15 protein-coding genes, 1 pseudogene and 1 riboswitch are annotated in these 18,853 nt (G+C 39.2%); of the genes and pseudogenes, 4 read left to right on the top strand and 12 right to left on the bottom strand.

The genetic code is table 11. The features are described 5' to 3' along the window. Positions 1-9 precede the first annotated feature (9 nt). From QI30_RS16385 to QI30_RS16375, 3 genes are all read right to left on the bottom strand, one after another. Positions 10-6,027, bottom strand: coding sequence for a SpaA isopeptide-forming pilin-related protein (locus QI30_RS16385; RefSeq protein WP_126991654.1), 6,018 nt, complete (start codon positions 6,025-6,027; stop codon positions 10-12). A 314-nt stretch (positions 6,028-6,341) separates the two neighbouring features. Continuing rightward, positions 6,342-7,403 (bottom strand): nicotinate-nucleotide--dimethylbenzimidazole phosphoribosyltransferase, encoded by a 1,062-nt coding sequence (gene cobT, locus QI30_RS16380; protein WP_126991653.1) that lies wholly within the window; start codon positions 7,401-7,403, stop codon positions 6,342-6,344. A 90-nt stretch (positions 7,404-7,493) separates the two neighbouring features. Continuing rightward, positions 7,494-7,672, bottom strand: a riboswitch (cobalamin riboswitch). Positions 7,673-7,698: 26 nt separating this feature from the next. Next, the gene (locus QI30_RS16375) at positions 7,699-8,475 is read right to left on the bottom strand and encodes a pirin family protein (protein ID WP_126991652.1); all 777 of its coding nucleotides are present in this window, start codon (positions 8,473-8,475) and stop codon (positions 7,699-7,701) included. A 112-nt stretch (positions 8,476-8,587) separates the two neighbouring features. On the opposite strand from QI30_RS16375, the gene QI30_RS16370 reads away from it, so the two are divergent. Next, positions 8,588-10,138 (top strand): ATP-binding protein, encoded by a 1,551-nt coding sequence (locus QI30_RS16370; RefSeq protein WP_158621054.1) that lies wholly within the window; start codon positions 8,588-8,590, stop codon positions 10,136-10,138. After that, on the top strand, positions 10,138-10,815 hold the full coding sequence (locus QI30_RS16365) for a response regulator (RefSeq protein ID WP_126991650.1): 678 nt from the start codon (positions 10,138-10,140) through the stop codon (positions 10,813-10,815). The genes QI30_RS16370 and QI30_RS16365 overlap by 1 nt, the downstream gene beginning before the upstream one ends. 64 nt (positions 10,816-10,879) lie before the next feature. On the opposite strand, the pseudogene QI30_RS16360 reads toward QI30_RS16365, so the two are convergent. The 6 genes and pseudogenes from QI30_RS16360 to QI30_RS16335 form a co-directional block, all read right to left on the bottom strand. After that, positions 10,880-11,065: pseudogene (locus tag QI30_RS16360) on the bottom strand (hypothetical protein); the annotation flags it as partial. Positions 11,066-11,263: 198 nt separating this feature from the next. Continuing rightward, positions 11,264-11,533, bottom strand: coding sequence for a 30S ribosomal protein S14 (gene rpsN / locus QI30_RS16355; protein ID WP_029498879.1), 270 nt, complete (start codon positions 11,531-11,533; stop codon positions 11,264-11,266). After that, a complete protein-coding gene (locus QI30_RS16350) occupies positions 11,533-12,432 on the bottom strand; it encodes a CobW family GTP-binding protein (protein WP_158621053.1) in 900 nt (299 codons plus the stop codon). Before QI30_RS16350 ends, rpsN begins: the two co-directional genes overlap by 1 nt. Then, complete coding sequence (locus QI30_RS16345; RefSeq protein WP_126991648.1) at positions 12,425-13,615, bottom strand: GTP-binding protein; 1,191 nt, start codon at positions 13,613-13,615, stop codon at positions 12,425-12,427. The genes QI30_RS16350 and QI30_RS16345 overlap by 8 nt, the downstream gene beginning before the upstream one ends. A gap of 60 nt (positions 13,616-13,675) precedes the next feature. Next, positions 13,676-13,825, bottom strand: a complete 150-nt coding sequence (gene rpmG / locus QI30_RS16340; RefSeq protein WP_029498883.1) for a 50S ribosomal protein L33 — start codon at positions 13,823-13,825, stop codon at positions 13,676-13,678. Between the two features lie 96 nt (positions 13,826-13,921). After that, the gene (locus QI30_RS16335; protein WP_126991647.1) at positions 13,922-14,575 is read right to left on the bottom strand and encodes a LysR substrate-binding domain-containing protein; all 654 of its coding nucleotides are present in this window, start codon (positions 14,573-14,575) and stop codon (positions 13,922-13,924) included. On the opposite strand from QI30_RS16335, the gene QI30_RS16330 reads away from it, so the two are divergent. Further along, positions 14,460-15,149, top strand: a complete 690-nt coding sequence (locus QI30_RS16330) for a DUF2332 family protein (protein ID WP_126991646.1) — start codon at positions 14,460-14,462, stop codon at positions 15,147-15,149. The genes QI30_RS16335 and QI30_RS16330 overlap by 116 nt on opposite strands. A gap of 150 nt (positions 15,150-15,299) precedes the next feature. Here QI30_RS16330 and QI30_RS16325 read toward each other — a convergent pair whose 3' ends face one another. The 3 genes from QI30_RS16325 to QI30_RS16315 all read right to left on the bottom strand — a co-directional run bounded on the left by QI30_RS16325 (position 15,300) and on the right by QI30_RS16315 (position 17,892). Beyond that, complete coding sequence (locus tag QI30_RS16325; RefSeq protein ID WP_029498889.1) at positions 15,300-15,491, bottom strand: hypothetical protein; 192 nt, start codon at positions 15,489-15,491, stop codon at positions 15,300-15,302. 54 nt (positions 15,492-15,545) lie between these two features. Continuing rightward, positions 15,546-16,865 carry a Na+/H+ antiporter NhaC family protein gene (locus QI30_RS16320; RefSeq protein ID WP_126991645.1) on the bottom strand — a complete coding sequence of 440 codons (1,320 nt, stop codon included), beginning with the start codon at positions 16,863-16,865 and terminating at the stop codon, positions 15,546-15,548. A 112-nt stretch (positions 16,866-16,977) separates the two neighbouring features. Further along, positions 16,978-17,892, bottom strand: a complete 915-nt coding sequence (locus QI30_RS16315; protein ID WP_158621051.1) for an NADP-dependent oxidoreductase — start codon at positions 17,890-17,892, stop codon at positions 16,978-16,980. 106 nt (positions 17,893-17,998) lie between these two features. Here QI30_RS16315 and QI30_RS16310 point away from each other — a divergent pair, with 106 nt between their 5' ends. Beyond that, positions 17,999-18,808 carry an alpha/beta hydrolase gene (locus tag QI30_RS16310; protein WP_126991643.1) on the top strand — a complete coding sequence of 270 codons (810 nt, stop codon included), beginning with the start codon at positions 17,999-18,001 and terminating at the stop codon, positions 18,806-18,808. Positions 18,809-18,853 lie beyond the last annotated feature (45 nt).

Below are 18,853 nucleotides of genomic sequence, written 5' to 3'. Positions count from 1 at the left end.
GATTAGCTCTTAATGTGCTCTACGTGAGCGACGGATTAACCACCATGCGAACAATACAATGGCCATTCCGGCTGCTGCAGTTGTTGCATAGCCTACACCTGTTTGTGGTAATAGACTCTTCGTTCCTGCAGTCGTTGTTGGAGTAGCTGATGCTTGTGGCGGATTTGTATACGTTGTTGTCGCCTTCACAGTTGGTGCTGACGCGTTATTTGGCGTATTCGTTCCCGTCGATGTGCTTGGTGTTGTTGGTGTCACTGGTGTTGTTGGTTTCGTTGGTTTTCCTGGTGTACCTGGGTTTGATGGTTCTTCTGGTTCCTCAGTTGGTGCTTCGTATGCTTTCCAGTTAATAAATGAAATCAACACTGGGTATGTGACATCTTCTGTAATCGTGAAGGTCATTGGTGTTTTATTCAATTTATAACCTTTTAATGTTTTTGTTTCAACAAATGCATACGTACCAGGTTTTAAATTACTAACCGTAATACGACCGTTGCTATCTGTTACTAGATTTTGCTGTAGCATCGTGCCGTCACTACGTTTTAGATTAAATACAACACCTACAAGCGTTTTACCTGTTTTACCGTCAACTTTTGTCAACATAACCGTACCTGCTAACATTTTATTCGTTTTCGTCACGTAATTTAGTTGGTTTGATCCTTTAGCAACTGTTACTTTTGTTGGTGTTGCATCCAGCTTGTAGCCTGCTGGTGCTTTTGTTTCGATAAAGTAATAATCGCCCGGCTCTAAATCATTGACAACAATTTGACCTGCTGCGTTTGTAACAAGGTTTGTTTTTACAACATTCCCACCGCTATCTTGTAGCTTGAATGTTGCACCTGCTAATACAACATTTGAATCTTCATCTACTTTTGTTAGAACAACACTACCTCGTTCTAAGTCATTTGTTTTCGTTACCTGAACTGCAGCTGTTTGGTCTGCTGTTATTGTAAATGCAACTGGTGTCGCATCTAGTTTATAGCCTGCTGGTGCTTTTGTTTCGATAAAGCTATAAGCACCTGGCGCTAATTGATCGACCATAATTTGACCTGTTGCATTTGTTGTTAAGCCTTCTTTTACCGTTTTACCTGTCGCATCTACTACTTTGAATGTCGCACCCATTAATACATGGCCTGATTTTTTATCTATTTTCGTCAGTACGACACTACCCGTATCTAGTTTGTTTGTTTTTGATACATAAACCGTATCCCCTGTTTTCACAGTGAAGGTTACAGGATCTGTATTCAGTTTATAGCCTGCTGGTGCGACTGTCTCAATGAAGCTGTAAGTGCCTGCATCAAGATCTTTCACGATAATTTGTCCTGTCGCGTCGGTTGTCAGACCCGACTGTACCACTACATTTTGTGCATTGCGTAACTCAAAGATTGCTCCTTGTAATCCCTCTTTCGTATCGACATCTGTCTTCATCAACACAACATTACCTTTTAAGATTGGTGGTACGACAACCGTTTTTGTGTTTGCAAATTCTCGGTGGAATGATAGTTGATCTTTTGTTAATGTGAAATTCACAATTTCACTATTTAAATTGTAACCTGTTGGTTGTACAGTTTCTTTGAAGTAGTAGCTTCCGAGTGGTAACTCACTTGCTTTCACTAAACCTGTAGCATCAGAGGTGTATGTGCCGTATAATGCACCGTCTTTATACAATTCAAATGTGGCATTCGCAAGTGGTTCCTTCGTATCGCTATCTACTTTCATTAAAGTTGCAGAGCCAAGTACTGGTGGTGTTACTTCTTTTTCGTTGAGTACTTCACGCTCAAATGTCATATCTTTTTTACTTAATGTGAAATGAATCGGTTTGTCATTTAGCACATAGCCTGCCGGTGCCGTTACTTCTTTAAAGTAGTAGTGACCGAATGCTAAGTCACTTACTTTAATAACGCCGTCTGTTGTTGTTGTCATCGGGTCGCCGTATGGCTCGCCATCTTTATAAAGTTGGAAGACCGCGCCTGCTAATGGTTGCTTATTTTCGCCTACCTTAACTAATGTCGCGCTGCCTGTTTCAACTGGCAACAATTTATTTACCGCATAAACTTTAGAATGGCCACCATGCTTTGTGACTTCAACTGAGTACATTTTTGTTAAATCAGCTTCGTAGCCAGCTGGTGCCTTTGTTTCAACAAAGTAGTAGTTACCTACTTCAAGATTATCAACAATCGCATAGCCGTCTGATCCAGATGTTACTTCCTTCACAAAGGTTTTATCGCTTGTGAATAAATGGAATACGGCGCCTGCAAGTGGCTTGCCATCTTCATCCACTTTCTTAATTGAAGCTTTTCCTTTATGCGGCTCCGGTTTCTCTCTTTCATTTTTAACTGTTTTTGTAAACTCTTTATGCTCTTTTGAAATCGTAAACTTAATTGGTGTTGAATCTAGCTTATAGCCCTCTGGTGCTTTCGTTTCAACAAAATAATAATCACCATAAGCTAATTTCGCTACGCCTGCGACACCATTATTGTCTGTGACAATTGGTTCGCCTACTTTTTCATCACCTTTATACAATTGGAACGTCGCACCTTGTAGTACCTTGCCTTTTTCATCTACTTTTCGAATGGATGCCGAACCATTGTCCTCTTCTACTGTCGATTTGTTATTTTTCACGACAATTTTTTTCGAATGATGGTCGCCACCTTTTGCTTTATCTTCCCCTACTGTAAATGGATAGCTTTGCTCATTTTTGTCATACCCTGCTGGTGGGACAAGCTCTTTAAAGTAATAGCTACCCGCTTCAAGTCCTGTAGCCGTAGCCGTACCGTCCGCCCCCGTTGTTACTTTTGTAACTGGCTCGTCGCTACCTGCTTTGTACACCCCAAACACCGCTCCTTCTAATACAAGCTTATGATCTGCACTATCAATTTTTAATAGCGTTGCATCATATAAGGTTGGTGTTGAGATTGGCATATTCGTCATCGTAAATCTTGGGTAATATTTTTCTTCGTCTGTTGAACCTTTTTCATTCGGAAGACTAAATTCAATTTTTTCTGTGTTCTTTTCATAGCCAGGTAGTGGTCCCGTTTCTTCAATATAATAGTTACCCATTGGAAGGTCACCACGATTTATTTGACCCCATTCATTTGTCACGACTGGAATGATGTCTCCCGTATCCTTATTGACGATATTAAATTTAACACCCGCTAGTGTATTTCCTGTGACCGCATCTGTTTTCGTCAAACCAACTGCGCCCACTTTCGGTGTTGTTTTTTCATTTTCCATCGTCACCACACCAGGAGTCACTTCAGCACCTGCTACAACTTTTTGGAAACTTGTATTTGGTTCATAGCCATCTAATGCTTTTGTTTCCTGGAAGTAATATGTTTCTCCAAGTGTCAGACCCGTTACTGTAATGAACCCATTTTGTGTTGTATACACCGTATCCGATACTAGCTTATAGTCTGCATCATATAATTTAAATTGAACACCTGTTAATAGCTTGTCCGTTCCTTTTTCAGTCTTTTGTAGTTTAACAACACCTAGACCATTTTTCTCTAGCTCATTTTTAACGGTTACACTATTTCCATTATGATGCTCACCTTTTTTCGTATCCTTTACGGTTACGGTAAACTTCGTATCTATTTTTTTGTAGCCTGTTGGTGCTTTTGTTTCTTGGAAGTAATATGTTCCTGGCTTCAGGTCGGTCACTTCAATATAACCATCTGCACCTGTTGTTTTTTCTGCGACTTTTTCTCCTGCTTCATTGAATAAAGCAAATGTTGCACCTTCTAACGCTTTACCTGTATCGTTATCAATCTTCTTCAGCGTTACGCTACCTTTTTCATCTGTCGTTTTCTTTTTATTAAAGAAGACAAGTGATACGGCGCATTTATCTTTTCCTTTTACCTTATTCTTATCTGAATCAATCGTTACTGTTTGGGTGCCTGTAATTTTTTCATATCCAGCTGGTGCCGCAACCTCTTCTACAGTATAAGTTGCATCAACTGGTAAATTTTTAATGACAAGAACGCCTTGCTCATTTGTAATTCCTGAGCCAACTACTTCACCCGTTGCTTTATTTGTCGCTTTAAATTCTGCCCCTGCTAATAAAGCATTTGAATCTTTGTCTTTCTTCACAATTGTTAATTCGCCTGTTTTTGCAGGTTTTTCTTTTTCGTTATAGAATACAACATCTTTATTCGAGCCTTTGTCTCCGCTATACGTTGATGCATATGCGCCGCCAATTGTTACAGATTGGCTAGTCGTTAATGCTTTATAGCCTGCTGGCGCTTTTGTCTCTACAATTGTATACGTTCCCGCTGCAAGACCAGCGAATTGAACAACACCATTTGCACCCGTTATTTTTGTTCCCATAACTTGATCACCTAGCTTCAGCGTGAATTCTGCCCCTGCTAGTGGTGTCTTCTTATCAGCTGCATCTTTTTTGTAAATCGTAATACGATGCTTCCCCTCTGGTGGCGTCACTATTTTTTTGTTATAAAAAACAAGTGATGTCGTAACTTCATGACTGCCTCCACCTGTCTTCATTTGCGCGTCAAATGTCACCTTTTGCTCACCAGTTGCCGGCTGATAACCTACTGGTGGGTTTGTTTCTTCTACCGTATAAGAGCCTGTTGTATCAAGCCCGCTAAATGTTACGATCCCATTTGCACTCGTTGTTTTGCTTAGAATTTTATGGCCATTTTGCTTTAATGCAAATGTTGCCCCTTCTAATAGCTTGCCTGTGTCACTATCTTTTTTATAAATTGTTACTGAACCTTTTTTCGTTGGTGGCGTCACTATTTTTTTGTTATAAAAAACAAGTGATGTCGTAACTTCATGACTGCCTCCACCTGTCTTCATTTGCGCGCCAAATGTCACCTTCTGCTCACCAGTTGCCGGCTGATAACCTACTGGTGGGTTTGTTTCTTCTACCGTATAAGAGCCTGTTGTATCAAGCCCGCTAAATGTTACGATCCCATTTGCACCCGTTGTTTTACTTAGGATTTTATGGCCATTTTGCTTTAATGCAAATGTTGCCCCTTCTAATAGCTTGCCTGTGTCACTATCTTTTTTATAAATTGTTACTGAACCTTTTTTCGTTGGTATTGGCGTCTTAGGACTATTAAAGAACTGTACGTATTTTTCTGTACCAGCTGTAATTACTTTTGCACCCTCACTAACTGTATAGCCCTGTGGTGGGTTTGTTTCTGTCACTATATATTTTTTACCGATAATTAAATCTGTTGCAGTGACTGTTCCATTCGCATTTGTTGTCACGACTTTAGCCTTCCCACTACCATCTTGTGCTTTCACACTAAAAGTAGCCCCTGCTAATGGTTTTTGTGTATCTGATGCTTTTTTAATAATTGTTAATGTCGTAAATTGCTCAACCGGCTTTTCTTTTTCATTATAGAAAGCAAGTGTATTATGACTTTGATGCACTGTGTGAACCTTTGATGTATTCAAAGCCTTATAACCTATTGGTGCTTTAATTTCTGTAACGATATACGTTTTGCCAACAATTAAACTATTTACATTTACAAAACCAGAATTATTCGTTGTTACTGTCACATCTGAGCTACCATCTTGAGCCTTTACAGTAAAGACAGCTCCGGCTAATTTTGCACCTGTATCTTTGTCATATTTTGTAATTGCTAAATTTGACTTTGTTGTCTGAGGCTTCGTTCCTTGATTGTCTTTTCCGTTATTTCCTTGATTATCCTCTTTTCCTGTTGTTGGGGCTCTTGGTTGCTCAGGATTACCCTTTTGACTATTATCTTTCGTTGACGAATCATTCGATGCAGGTGGTGTTTGTGTTGCAGGTTGCTGTGTAGCATCACCTGATGAACTGGTTGTTCCCTTTGAATCGGGTGTTTGTGTTGTAGGTTGCTCTTTTGTTTGACCCTTGTCTTCTGAAACTTTTGGTTGCTCGCTAGAACCTTGATCTGTAACCGTAGACTGTCCACCATCTGTTGTCGTGCCTTCTGCTACAGCAATTGAATTCATCGTTGGAGACACAAATACAAATGTTGCTGCAAGTGCAATTAAAAATCTTTCTACTAGCGGTTTCCTCATCAGCCTTTCTCCTTTCTGTTATTAAATTCATCAAAAAAATAAAAATAAGCTTTCTACCACGAAAAAAGGTTTATTTAATTTCATTTAATACAAAAAAGCTTTTCTCGTATAGTCATATTTTCCTCTTATTTTTATAACGAAACGTAAAAAATAAAATTTGAGTTCAAAAACTTAGTTAAATTAGCTCAATTGTGTAATAAGTCAGAAAATTCTAAAAATAATAGAATGAAAAAAGAAACCCATAACTTGTTCGTACATTAGGAATTAAGGTAATAAAAAAAGCCTCGTATAAAACGAGACTTTTCACTCAAACTCTAGACCTTTGGTTGAATAATTGATGCAGCTTGCTCTAATGTAACCATAGTTGTCGCCATCGATAATGCCGCTTCAATAATTGGGAATGCTAAAACAGCACCGGATCCTTCACCTAAGCGCATATTCATATGTAACATTGGTTCAATATCGAGACGCGCTGCTGCAATTTTAGCCCCCGGTTCTTCAGAGGCATGTGATGCTAACACATAGTCTTGTACATGTGGATTTAGTTCTGCTGCGATTAATGCAGCTACGGTTGAAATATAGCCATCCACGACAAGTGGTACTCGATTTGCCGCTGCAGCTAATGTAACTCCTGCCATTGCACCAATTTCAAGACCACCTACTTTGGCCAACACATCAATAATATCGTCACGATTAGGTTGATTTAGTGCAATTGCTTTGCGAATAACTTCCGCTTTATAAGCGATACCACCTTCTCCAACACCTGCACCAAAACCTGTTACTTCAAGCGGGTCACAATCCTCTAACACGGATAAAATTGCTGCACTTGGTGTCGTGTTACCAATACCCATTTCCCCAGTTGCTAACAAGTTTACCCCATTCTTAATTTGCTGTGTTGCTACTTCAATTCCAACTTCTATCGAACGAATGGCTTCATCTCGACTCATCGCAGGGCCCTTCGCCATATTATCTGTACCATATTTAACTTTTTTCAAGATCACACCTGAATCTGCTGGTAAATCTTCTAGCACACCAACATCTACGGCCACAACTTCTGCCCCTACCGATTTTGCAAGAGCACATACCCCTGTTGTCCCTTTAGGAAAGCCTAATGTTTGAAAAACCGTTACAGATTGCGGATTGGTTGTAACACCCTCATCGCATACTCCATGATCTCCTGCACAGACAATAACCTCTTTTTTATGAATTTTTGGGAATTCTCCATCGTGGATTGCCGCTAGTTTTGCCGCAATACGCTCTAGCTTTCCTAAACTTTTTGGTGGTTTTGCAAGCGAATCGATATAGTTCTCCGCTTTATCGTAATTCGCCTTTGTTGTTGCGGTAATTTGTTCAATTGTTTGTTGTAATAATGACATCTGTTCTTCCTCCTCGTTGTCTACACAAAACAAAAAGCCTGTAGTTTATTTGCATTACAAATAAACTACAGACTTTTCCATCGTCTATACGTACGTATACAGCGTTAGGCAGGTCTCCTGGCTTCAGGTCAAGATAGTCGTAAGCCTTCCCGAAAAAATCAGTGGCATCCTTTACGACCATTCGCTGTTACAGTGGCGGGACCGCTAAAGTTTTGCACTTTATTCCCTATTCTCTCTATTACTAGAGCACCTAATGCTTTATGTAGTTACCTTCACTCTATCGTATTTTGAATAATCAGTCAACATCCTTTTTCACATCTGACCACATGCGACTTACAATTTTATCAGTTGGTCGATTACGTCCACTAAACGGCCCTTCTTTCGTCATTGGTGCCTCTAAATCAACTAAAAATGCCAGCACTAGCCCATCTTCTGTAAACGTCAATTCTGTTAAATCATTTCCGGTAGCACCATCACGTTTCGTTAATATTTCTGCATTTACTCGAATTGCTCCATCAAACACATAAATACACGTTGCATAATCTTCATATGCTGGAATCGCATAGCTTTCACCAGCCTTACCATGAAGATCATAAATATGGACATTTTGGCGAATCAATAATGGGGCATCGCTAGGAGCTGCAATTAAACGAAAGCCTTGTTGTGGCTCATATTTTGCAAAATGAACTTCTGGTGGCAAATCAACTTCACGCGGACGCACAAAAATTTGTAGCATTTCCGCGTCCATATGTGGCGTACCTTCTTGATGGAAGAAGCTTTCTCCCGCACTCATTAGCATATAACGATTTTCACGAATTGTTTCATATGAGCCATGCGAATCTTCATGGACAAATTCACCCTTTACAAGATAGCTAACAATCTCATCATTTTTATGCTCATGCATTTTAATTAATGTTCCTTTTCGAATAATGGCATGATCAAAAGATTGTAATGGGCCAAAAGCATAATCTTCTTGCTCTTTATCCCCCTCAGCAATCCCTGGCCACTGTGAACGAAACTCAATACGTTGCCCTACTTTATCATATGATTCACTACTTCTAAAAATTTTCATCTAATTCCTCCTATAATGCATAAAAATCTTTTTTCTGTAATTCTATACCCTTCGCTAAATGACCAAAACCGCTTATAATAGAAGGAACGAAGGCGATTGCGTGGTGATTTATATGAAATTTCAAACAAAAATGATTCTTTACTTCAGTACAATCATTTTCCTTATTTGTGGCATTTTCCTTGTCTTACTTGAACATCATATCGAAGAAACGACAAATAAACAAATTGCGAAGCAAGCACTCCAAGCAGCTCATCTCGTAGCAGATACGGATGATATTATTGACGCATTTGATGATAAAGATCCGAGTAAAGCCATCCAACCGATAGCGGAAAGCATTCGGAAAAATATCGGTGCTGCTTATGTCGTTGTAGGGAATATGGACGGCATTCGTTATTCTCATACGGAGCCAGATAAAATTGGCTTTCATATGGTTGGCGGTGATAACACTCCTGTGCTTGAAAAAGGTGAATCAATTATTACAGAACGCGTAGGCTCCTTAGGAAAATCAATTCGCGGAAAGGTCCCTGTCAAAAAGGATGGTAAAATTATTGGTATTGTTTCTGTTGGCTTTATGACCTCAACCGTCCAAGAAAATATTGATAGCGTATTCTTTCATTGGCTACGTATTTCGATTTTAGTCGGCTTGATTGGGGTACTCTGTGCCATATTATTATCTATTTATATGAAGAAACAGCTTTTCGATATGGAGCCTAAGCAGATTGCAAGGCTTTATCAGCTCAATCAAACCATTTTAGAAACGACGAGCGACGGCATCATTACCACAACCAAAAATCATACTATCACTTCTGCAAACCCAAGTGCTTATCATTTTTTTAATAAAGAAAAGATTCTAATGGAACGGGACATTAGTGATATCATTCCTCTACGCTTAACCGAAAAATCTGAATTTCAAGCAGTAGAAATGGCACTTGGAGAGGAAACCGTTATTTTATCAAAGAAGCCATTGTATGTAAAAAAAGACCGTGAAGGTGCGCTTTATACGTTGCGGAAAAAAGATGAATATGAGCAAGTTATTAATGAACTACAACACGTCAAACAGCAAGCCAAAATGCAGCGTGCACAAACACATGAATTCTCAAATAAAATGCATTTATTGCTTGGTCTTTTAAAGCGTCATCAAGTCAAAGAAGCCGTTGAATTCATAGAACAAGACCAAATAAACAAACATCAACAATATTCATTTACTAATCAACAGCCCTACACGATTTTAAATGCTTTACTTGTCGGTAAAATGATTGAAGCGCAGGAAAAAAATATTATCTTACAGATTGAGCTGGATGATACGCTCATGCCTTGTACCGATGAACAGCTTAATGCCGTCACAATGGCTCTTGGAAATTTAATACAGAATGCGATTGAAGCGGTACTAAAATCAAAGAATTCATTAAAAGAAGTACGTGTGAGCATCCAACAATATGAGCATGAATTATTAATGGAAGTGCAAGATAGTGGTGATGGCGTCGATGATAAGCTCGCCACGAAAATTTTTGAACGTGGCTTTTCAACAAATGAGGGCTATGATCGCGGTCATGGCTTAGCATTGTCAAAACAAGCAATGCAGGCAGTAGATGGCGATATTTTCTTAGATGCTGGTGATTTATCAGGTGCCTGCTTCTTATTAGTATTGAGGAGGAATTCATAATGAATATTTGGATTGTAGAAGATGATTTTCGTATTGCGAATATCCACCAAGAGTATATTGAGCAATTAGAACGCTGTAAAGTAACTGGCAGCTTTCGTAATGGACAGGAAGTAAAAGAAGCACTCGCTTCAAAACAGGTTCCACATATGCTATTTCTTGACCTCTATATCCCAGATGTTGAGGGCTACGAACTTGTGATGCATATTCGTCAAAGACATCCAAAAGTCGCCATTGTAATGGTCACAGCAGCGGCTGAAGCGACGCATATTCATGCACTAAAAGCGCTCGGAGTTTATGATTATATTGTCAAACCTTTTAATGAGGAGCGGTTACAAGCGCCGATTCAACAATTACAAAAAGAGCAAAAAATGTTTGCTACAAACGAATATTTCAAACAAAAACAATTAGATTTGCTCTTTTTACATACAGTTGTTGAAGAACAAGCAACTACTTCAACAAAGGGTATCGACACACATACCCTTGATACGATAAAGGAGCTTTTTATCGCGAAACAGCTGGATAAGGTGACTGCCAATGAACTGAGCGAAAAAATGGGTATTAGTCGCTCAACTGCGCGCCGGTATTTAGAGCATTTAGTTGCTGAAAAAGTGCTCGAAACTGCCCTTCTCTATGGAACGGTCGGGCGCCCTGAGCGAAAATATATGTTACGTACGTAATTTTTTAAAAATCGCATAAAAAAAACGTACATTTTTTACGATGTACGTTTTTTTAGGGCAGAAATTAATATTTCTGCTCTTTTTCTTTTTCAATTTCGCTCATGATTGTTTCGCCTTCAATATCAACATTTGGTAATATTTTATCTAACCATTTCGCCATATACCAAGCCGCTTTGCCCATTAAAAGCATCAATGTGGGGACAATCATCATGCGCACGATAAAGGCATCAAATAACACACCAATTAAAAGAATGCCAATTGCTAAGGTTATGGACATACGCACCTTCTCAATATCGTAGTGTAATCGATTTAAATAGCTAAAAATTTGCATATATCCCCCTGTTAACATTTATTCATTAGCAGTGTATCATATCGTGTAGTTGCTATAAGGGAGCTACTAATTAAAAAACACTTCTAAGAAAATTCTTTAGAAGTGTTTTACGTTCTATTACCAGCTTGCTTTTTTAACCCCTGGAATTTGACCTTTGTAAGCAAGCTCTCTGAATTGAATGCGTGATAGGTTAAATTTGCGCATATTACCACGTGGGCGCCCCGTTAATTCACAACGTCTTGTAAGTCTTACTGGCGATGCATCACGCGGTAATTTTTGCAATGCCTCGTAATTATGCTCTTCTTTTAATTGTTGACGCAGTGCTGTATATTTTTCAACTATAGCTCGACGTTTTTCATTGCGTATGATTTTTGATTTTTTTGCCATTATGTAGCCTCCAATTGTTGTTTTAATTGCTCAATTTCTAAATCTTCTCCGATAAAAACGAGTGTTGTTGGGAACTTGACTTCCTGTGGAAAATATAGGGGAACACCAAATGAATACTGAAATAAGGTTGTTTTTTCCGGATACTCATCTACTGACACAAAGCCCTTTATACGAAATACAGTAGCGGGTAACGCTCTTACAAATGCATCAAGGGCCCGCTTTGAGATAACTTTTTTAAATGTATAAACAAAGTGATGCACATGTAAATGATGCTTCATATGCGCCTCCGTTGCACGTCCATTTGCATGTGTAAAATAGTGTGTATCAAGAGGCATACGACCATGTGTTGTCATGCGCCACTGTGCATTTGGCTGAATCATTTTAATATCTTGTACGATTGTTTCAAATTGTTGTTGCGTAATTAAATCCGCTTTGTTAATTAATACTTGGTCTGCATATTTAATTTGTTCATCCATTAATTTTTGAAGCGGTTTACGATAAAGATGTTTTTTACTCCAGCGTTCACTATCTACTATTGTAATGACTTTTTGAATTGTCATATATTCGGCAATAACGGGGGATAAACAAGCATCAATAACTTCAAGTGGATGTGCGATTCCAGAACTTTCGATATAAATTACATCAGGTTTTTGCTGTTGATATAGGGTTAAAATTGCGCGCTCTAATTCATCCCGTCCTGTGCAGCAAATACAGCCATCCGTAATCTCTGAAAGATGTGTATCCGGAGGCAATAGCTTACCATCAATCGATACTTCACCTACCTCATTCATGACGACCGCAACATGCTGTTGATCTTCTTGTGCTAATAGATGCTTTAATAACGTTGTCTTTCCGCTTCCTAAAAAACCGCTCAGTAGCACAATGCGTGTTTTATTCATGTGCAACATGCCAATCAAATGGATTTTCAAATGTGGACCAATCCGCATCCATTTCCTTCGCCGTTAGCAAGCATGCATCTAGTTGTTTCGTAATGGCTTCTTGCTCTAAATCCATACCAATGAATACTAATTGCGTCTTTCTATCTCCAAACTCCGGGTCCCATTCTGCTAACACTTCAGGCTCCTGCGCCATTAATTGTTGCTGCTCAGCTTTCGGTAGAGATGCTACCCAATACGTTAATGGTGACAATGTTGCAGACGAGCCTGCCTGTGAAAATAATAGCGCCATATTAGGATGCCCAGCGCTCCAAATAAAGCCCTTTGAACGGACAATCGATAGTGGTAAATGATCTGCCCATTTTTTAAAGCGCGCCGGATGGAATGGTAAAGTACGTGTATACACAAACGAACCAATGCCGTATTCCTCTGTTTCCGGTGTATGATGGGTATTATTTAGCTCTTGTAACCATCCCGCCGCTGCTGAGGCTTTTTCAAAGTCAAATCGACCAGTATGTAAAATAGCACTCGGATCAATTTCGCCATATGTAGTACGAATGACTTTGGCTTCTGGTTGTAAAGATTTTAATATACGCTCTAATTGCGCTAATTGCTGTGGCGTAACTAAATCACATTTATTAATGACGAGCACATCACAAAATTCAATTTGATCGATTAATAAATCGGCCACATCACGGTCATCCTTATTCCCAGCCGCTTGTTGACGTGCAAGTAAGCTCTCTCCCGATTGAAAGTCTGTCCAAAAACGATTGGCATCGACAACGGTTACCATCGTATCAAGCACACAACTTTTCGTTAAATCGATATTTAATTGTTCATCATTGTATGAAAATGTTTGTGCAACTGGAATTGGCTCGCTAATACCCGTCGATTCGATAACAATATAATCGATATTTCCTTTATCTACGAGACGCTGTACTTCCAGTAATAAATCTTCACGCAGTGTGCAGCAAATACAGCCATTTGATAATTCTACGAATGTTTCATCGGTACGCGAAATCCCACTTCCTTGTGCGACTAATGCTGCATCAATGTTAATTTCGCTCATATCATTCACGATAACTGCGACACGTAAGCCTTGTTCATTTTGTAAAATATAGTTTAACATCGTTGTTTTCCCCGCACCTAAATACCCACTCAGTACCGTCACCGGAATTTTTGTCATGTTGTCGCCACTCCTTAATCGTAATTATTACGATTTATTTTTTTGTAAAATTTTTTATCGCTACTTTGTTTCACGATGTAATGTGACGCGCCCTAATCTCGGAGAATATTTTCGTAATTCTAGACGTTCTGGATTCGTTCGTTTGTTCTTTGTCGTTATATAATTGCGATCTCCTGTTTCTGTACAAGCTAATGTAATGTTTACACGCATACTAGACACCTCTTTTTTAAATAGTAATGATTACGTTTTATGATTTTACGCTTCTATTTTTTGTTTGTCAACGGTAAATATAAAATAACCATCGATTTATGTTAAAGAACTTCGCAAACTATGTAAAAAAGATTGAATATTTTGCTGATTACGGTTGTAGGAAGCAAATATATTTACCTCGTAAAAATTTGCAATATCTCCTATAGTTAATGCATTTAATTCATTCTTCATTAATTCTTTTTCTACTAAAAATTCTGTTAATAAGCCAAGGACTAATTGGTCTTGCATTAATTGAATAGCAAAAACACTATCTTTCCCCCCTGTAAAGGAATGGATTGGATACTCATTTTCTAGCCATTGCAACACTGGGACATGCTCATTTAAATAACCGATGGCAAGCTCATTATTTGTAAATAAATGATGTAAGCGCGCATCTTTTGTATCTCCAGCCATTAATAGCTTGGGTGAATAAATTAATTTTAATGGTGCACTAATAAGTTTTTCTGCATGATACTCTTTTTGCTTTGTAGGGTTTAAATCTATGACAATATCCGCTTTTTTAGATTGTAACAGCTCAGCTCCATCATGCTGATTAAGCATCAAAATTTCAAGCTTATAATTTCGTGCTTCCAATGTGAAACGATGTAATATCGATAAAATAAATGTCGATGCTAGCGATGATGACAATGCAATCACGATCGGTTCTTTTTGTGGAATCGCTGCAAAATCTCTAAAGCCTTTAGCAATCATTGAAATTGGAACAAGTGCCGGACTCTTATTGAATCTCGAACACTTTCATTATCATATTGAACAGCAACCACCCATTCAGTTTGGACAATTTAATAGTCCTCTAAAAATCTATGCAAAAAATTTAGGTAATCCATTAAGCACACTACCTCCTCTTTCCATTGTCGATACACAGGATGAGGAACAAGCTTTATGGCTTGAATGTCTAATATGGCCTGAATTAACGCAGCGCAAAGAAAATCTAAAAACAGCGATTCAATTAAATAGGCATGTTAAGAGTCAATTAATAGAAGGAGACTTCAGACCACTATTGCCTCTCCTTCTAAAAAAGGCACTGCAGGAAAACACTCAAATTATCATTTTCCATACGCATGTAGCGAATCAATTTCCGCCCGCCCTAAAAGAAGAACTGCTTCACTTATTGCAGACTAATAGTATGGAACAGCCTCTATATCACGTCTACAATAATCTATTTGATACACATTTGCATGTAGATTCTATCTATCAAGGTGAAATCATCTCGGAGAAAATTTTAAGAGAAATTGATGGGCACGGGGAATATTATGTTTGGCGTTAAAATACAAAAAGAGGCTGGGACAAAACACGTCATCTTCCTTTTTTAGTGTTCGCAACGAAAAACCGGAACCACGCTACAGCGCGATTCCGGTTTTTCTTATGCTCATATGAACGGTCGTTTTTATACGTATATCCCAGCCTCTTTTTTGTGCTATCGTTCCTTATTCGGTGCATCATTTTTAATAACAATGCCTCCAATTAATAATAAAACGATGCCGATAATACCACCGATTAATTCTACCGTACCAAATTGATCGTGGCGGATATAATTCACAACAAAATTACCACCAAAAATAATAAGCATAATTAGGCCAAGTGAATTTAAAAATTTCTTGTTCTTCATGTTGTCACCTCATCGTTTTCTATTGTACTAAAGATAATGAAAATGACAAACGATTTACAGTGGCTTCAATGCGGGTATTGCATGCTTTTTCATATAAAATGAACGAATGATTCCAGCAAGCGGTAATAAGTATAAATAACATGCAAATAAAATACTTGTTACTGGTGCATCAACAGCCGCTAATGGCACTGCACAGGCAATAGACCACGGTACAAGTGGTGGGATGACAATTGCCGTATCCGCTAGCATACTCGCTGTTTTTTTATCATCATGATAAATGTCTTTATTTAATTGATAGGTTAACATAACGGCGAGCGTCTGATTACATGAAATCATGACCGCTACAATCGCTACAATCGTTCCCGTAAAGAAATTGGTCGTTTTATGTGCCAATGCCTCTACACTATGCTGAATGCTCTCTAGCATATTTGTGCCATTGAAAATTCCAAAGTAGGACGATGATAGGCAAATGATAGCGATAACATTCACCATCGATAGAATGCCTCCACCATCAAGCATCGCACCTAATTGTAGATTATCTGCGATATAGCCACTCCAAAGTGTTGCTGCAATATCAGTGAACGACATTTTCTGAACAACAAAACAAATAATAATTCCTGACAGAATACTAATGAGCATTGTTTGTTTAATTTTTATTTTCAATAGCAGCAACACAAAAATAAGGGCAGCTGGTATTAACGTATAGCCATTTAACACAAAGCTATCATCGAAAATAGCTGTAACATGCGTAGTTTTTGCCTCTGGCGTATGAATGAAGCCTAATACGATATAAATCACACTCGTTAGCGCAAATGGAATGGCTGCTGTTTTAATCATTTGGCGAATATGCTCAAATAATTTCATATGCGTCAATTCGCAGACAAGCAGCGCACTTGTCGACATCGGTGAACAACGGTCGCCAAAGTAAATACCTGATAAAATCGCACCCGCAACAAATAAGGGGTTTTCCCCCATTACATTGCCGATTGTCATACAAATAACACCAATCGTTGCCACAGTACCGAAGGCAGTACCCGTTAAAACGGATACAAGGCAATTGAGTAAAAAGACGACAATAATAAAAATAGCCGGCACAAGGAATCCCGTTGCAACATCAATAATCATTGGAATGGTACCGGCTGCACGCCAAATACCGGTCATCATGCCGATAAGGATAAAAATAAATAACATGCCTTTAATTTGACGAATGCCTTGCCATGAAAAGCGCAGCATCTCATGTACAGCATGTCCTTTTTTTAAGCCATACATAAAAAAGAGCATATAGCCAAACGCAAGTGCCAGCAAAATCGATTGATTGAATGCGACACAAAGCAATAAGCTACATGCAAATAATCCAAAAACAACGAACTCCATCTCTCACACAGCTTTCTTGCATTTTTTTCTGACGTAAGTTTAACGATGTCACGTCGCTTGTGCAAGGCGATGTGTGTGTTTGTTGCAAATTAAGTCATAATTCATACAATTTTTAGGATTCGCGCACCTGAAGTAACACCTTGCCGTCATGGTTACCTGCCACCAACATGTCATGTGCTTCACGCGCACCGGTTGCTGTAAATGGTAAAACTACAGGCTCACGTACTTGAAGCGGCAGATCGATAAGTGCATCCATCGCTTCCTTGTCGGTCATATCTTTTGTACGCTGTCCATCTATAAGTTGAACTGAGCGCATTGTATCTGGTAAGCCTGTGAGACCAACAAAGCGTGCACCATCCTTTGCATAGCGAATACCCGATTGTCCTCCTTTACCAAGTAAGGACGCATCAATAATAATATCCGCTATCCCGTCAAAGGCAGCTTCATCCTGGTGATAATCGACAAAATCATCTGCACCGAGCCCGCGCACATACGCCTCATTGCGCGCACTCGCGACCGCAATAACATGTAAACCCATTTCCTTTGCTAATTGAATAGCGAAGCTACCCACGCTTCCCGAAGCGCCTAAAATAGCGACCGTTTCACCCTGCTGTGCTTTTGCAAAGCCATGCAGTGCCCAGTAAGCTGTGACAGCCGTATGCGAAAAGCTCGCAGCCTGTGCTGTCGTTAAATGTTCAGGCTTTAAAAACGTATGGCTCTGGCCAGCTGCCACATATTCACCGTAGCCATTGCGTGCCGTTTTCGCAATTACGACATCACCTATTGAAAATGCTGTGACAGCTTGCCCTACTGCAACAATTCGCCCTACAACCTCATTTCCTAGCACATAAAATTGTGGTAATGGCGTATCCGCAAAATCGCCGCGACGCACCTCAACATCATATACATTCACCGCTGTATAAAGCGTTTCAACCAATACTTGCTTTTCTTTTGGCACAGGTACCTCGATATCGCGCTCCTCTAGTACCGATGCATCTCCATACGTCTCAAATCCAATTACCTTCATGTTTATCAGCTCCTTGCTGTTCTCTTTCCAATTCATGTAAAAATTAAACCATTTATGCTTTAGCCTATGCTAGCTCGGGTACTGATAACTAGATAGGAGTGATGATATGTTTCATGAAACGACAATTACAACTTTTGATGGCATCAATCTTTATTTTAGAAAGGATGAGCCAGCAAGTACCCCGCAAGCAACCATTGTAATTGTTCATGGACTTTGTGAACATGCGGGTCGCTATGATTATGTAACCAAAAAATTACTTGATAAGAATTTTGTCGTCTATCGCTTCGACCACCGAGGTCATGGCCGTAGTGAAGGGCAGCGCGTTTTTTATAAAGATTTCCACGATATTATCGAGGATGTGCGCACGATCGTCAACAAAGCAAAATCAGAAAACCCGCAACTCCCGCTATTCCTTATTGGTCATAGTATGGGTGGCTTTGCCTCAGCCGCCTATGGCACAAAATATCCTGGTACGGTAAATGGCTTTGTGCTTTCTGGAGCGCTAACTCGTTATAATACGAAGCTTGTGGGTGAGCTACCACTAGATGGTATGGGCACATATTTTGCGAATGAATTAGGTGATGGCGTCTGCAGTGACCCAGCTGTTGCAAAAGCCTATACGGAGGACCCGCTTGTTGAGAAAAAAATTTCCGTTGACCTTATTAATCACGTATTTGGCGAAGGGGTGGACTGGTTAAAAGAAGCACACGCACAATTTGTAGACCCTGTGTTTTTACTACATGGTACAGATGATGGCCTTGTCAGTGAAGAAGATTCACGCATGTTTTTTGGTGATATTCATTCTACAAATAAATCACTTAAAATTTATGCCCATTTAATGCATGAAATTTTTAATGAGGTAGACAAAGATGCGGTAATTACGGAAGCGATTGACTGGATTGAAAAACAATACTAAAAAAAGCCGGGATCACTTATCCAGTGACTCCGGCTTTTTTATCAG

Origin of the sequence: Candidatus Kurthia intestinigallinarum (assembly GCF_003991225.1) — a bacterium.
GTDB classification, from domain to species: domain Bacteria; phylum Bacillota; class Bacilli; order Bacillales_A; family Planococcaceae; genus Kurthia; species Kurthia populi.
Note: the sequence above shows the minus strand (reverse complement) of the source record. Positions and strands in the feature narration are given on the sequence as shown.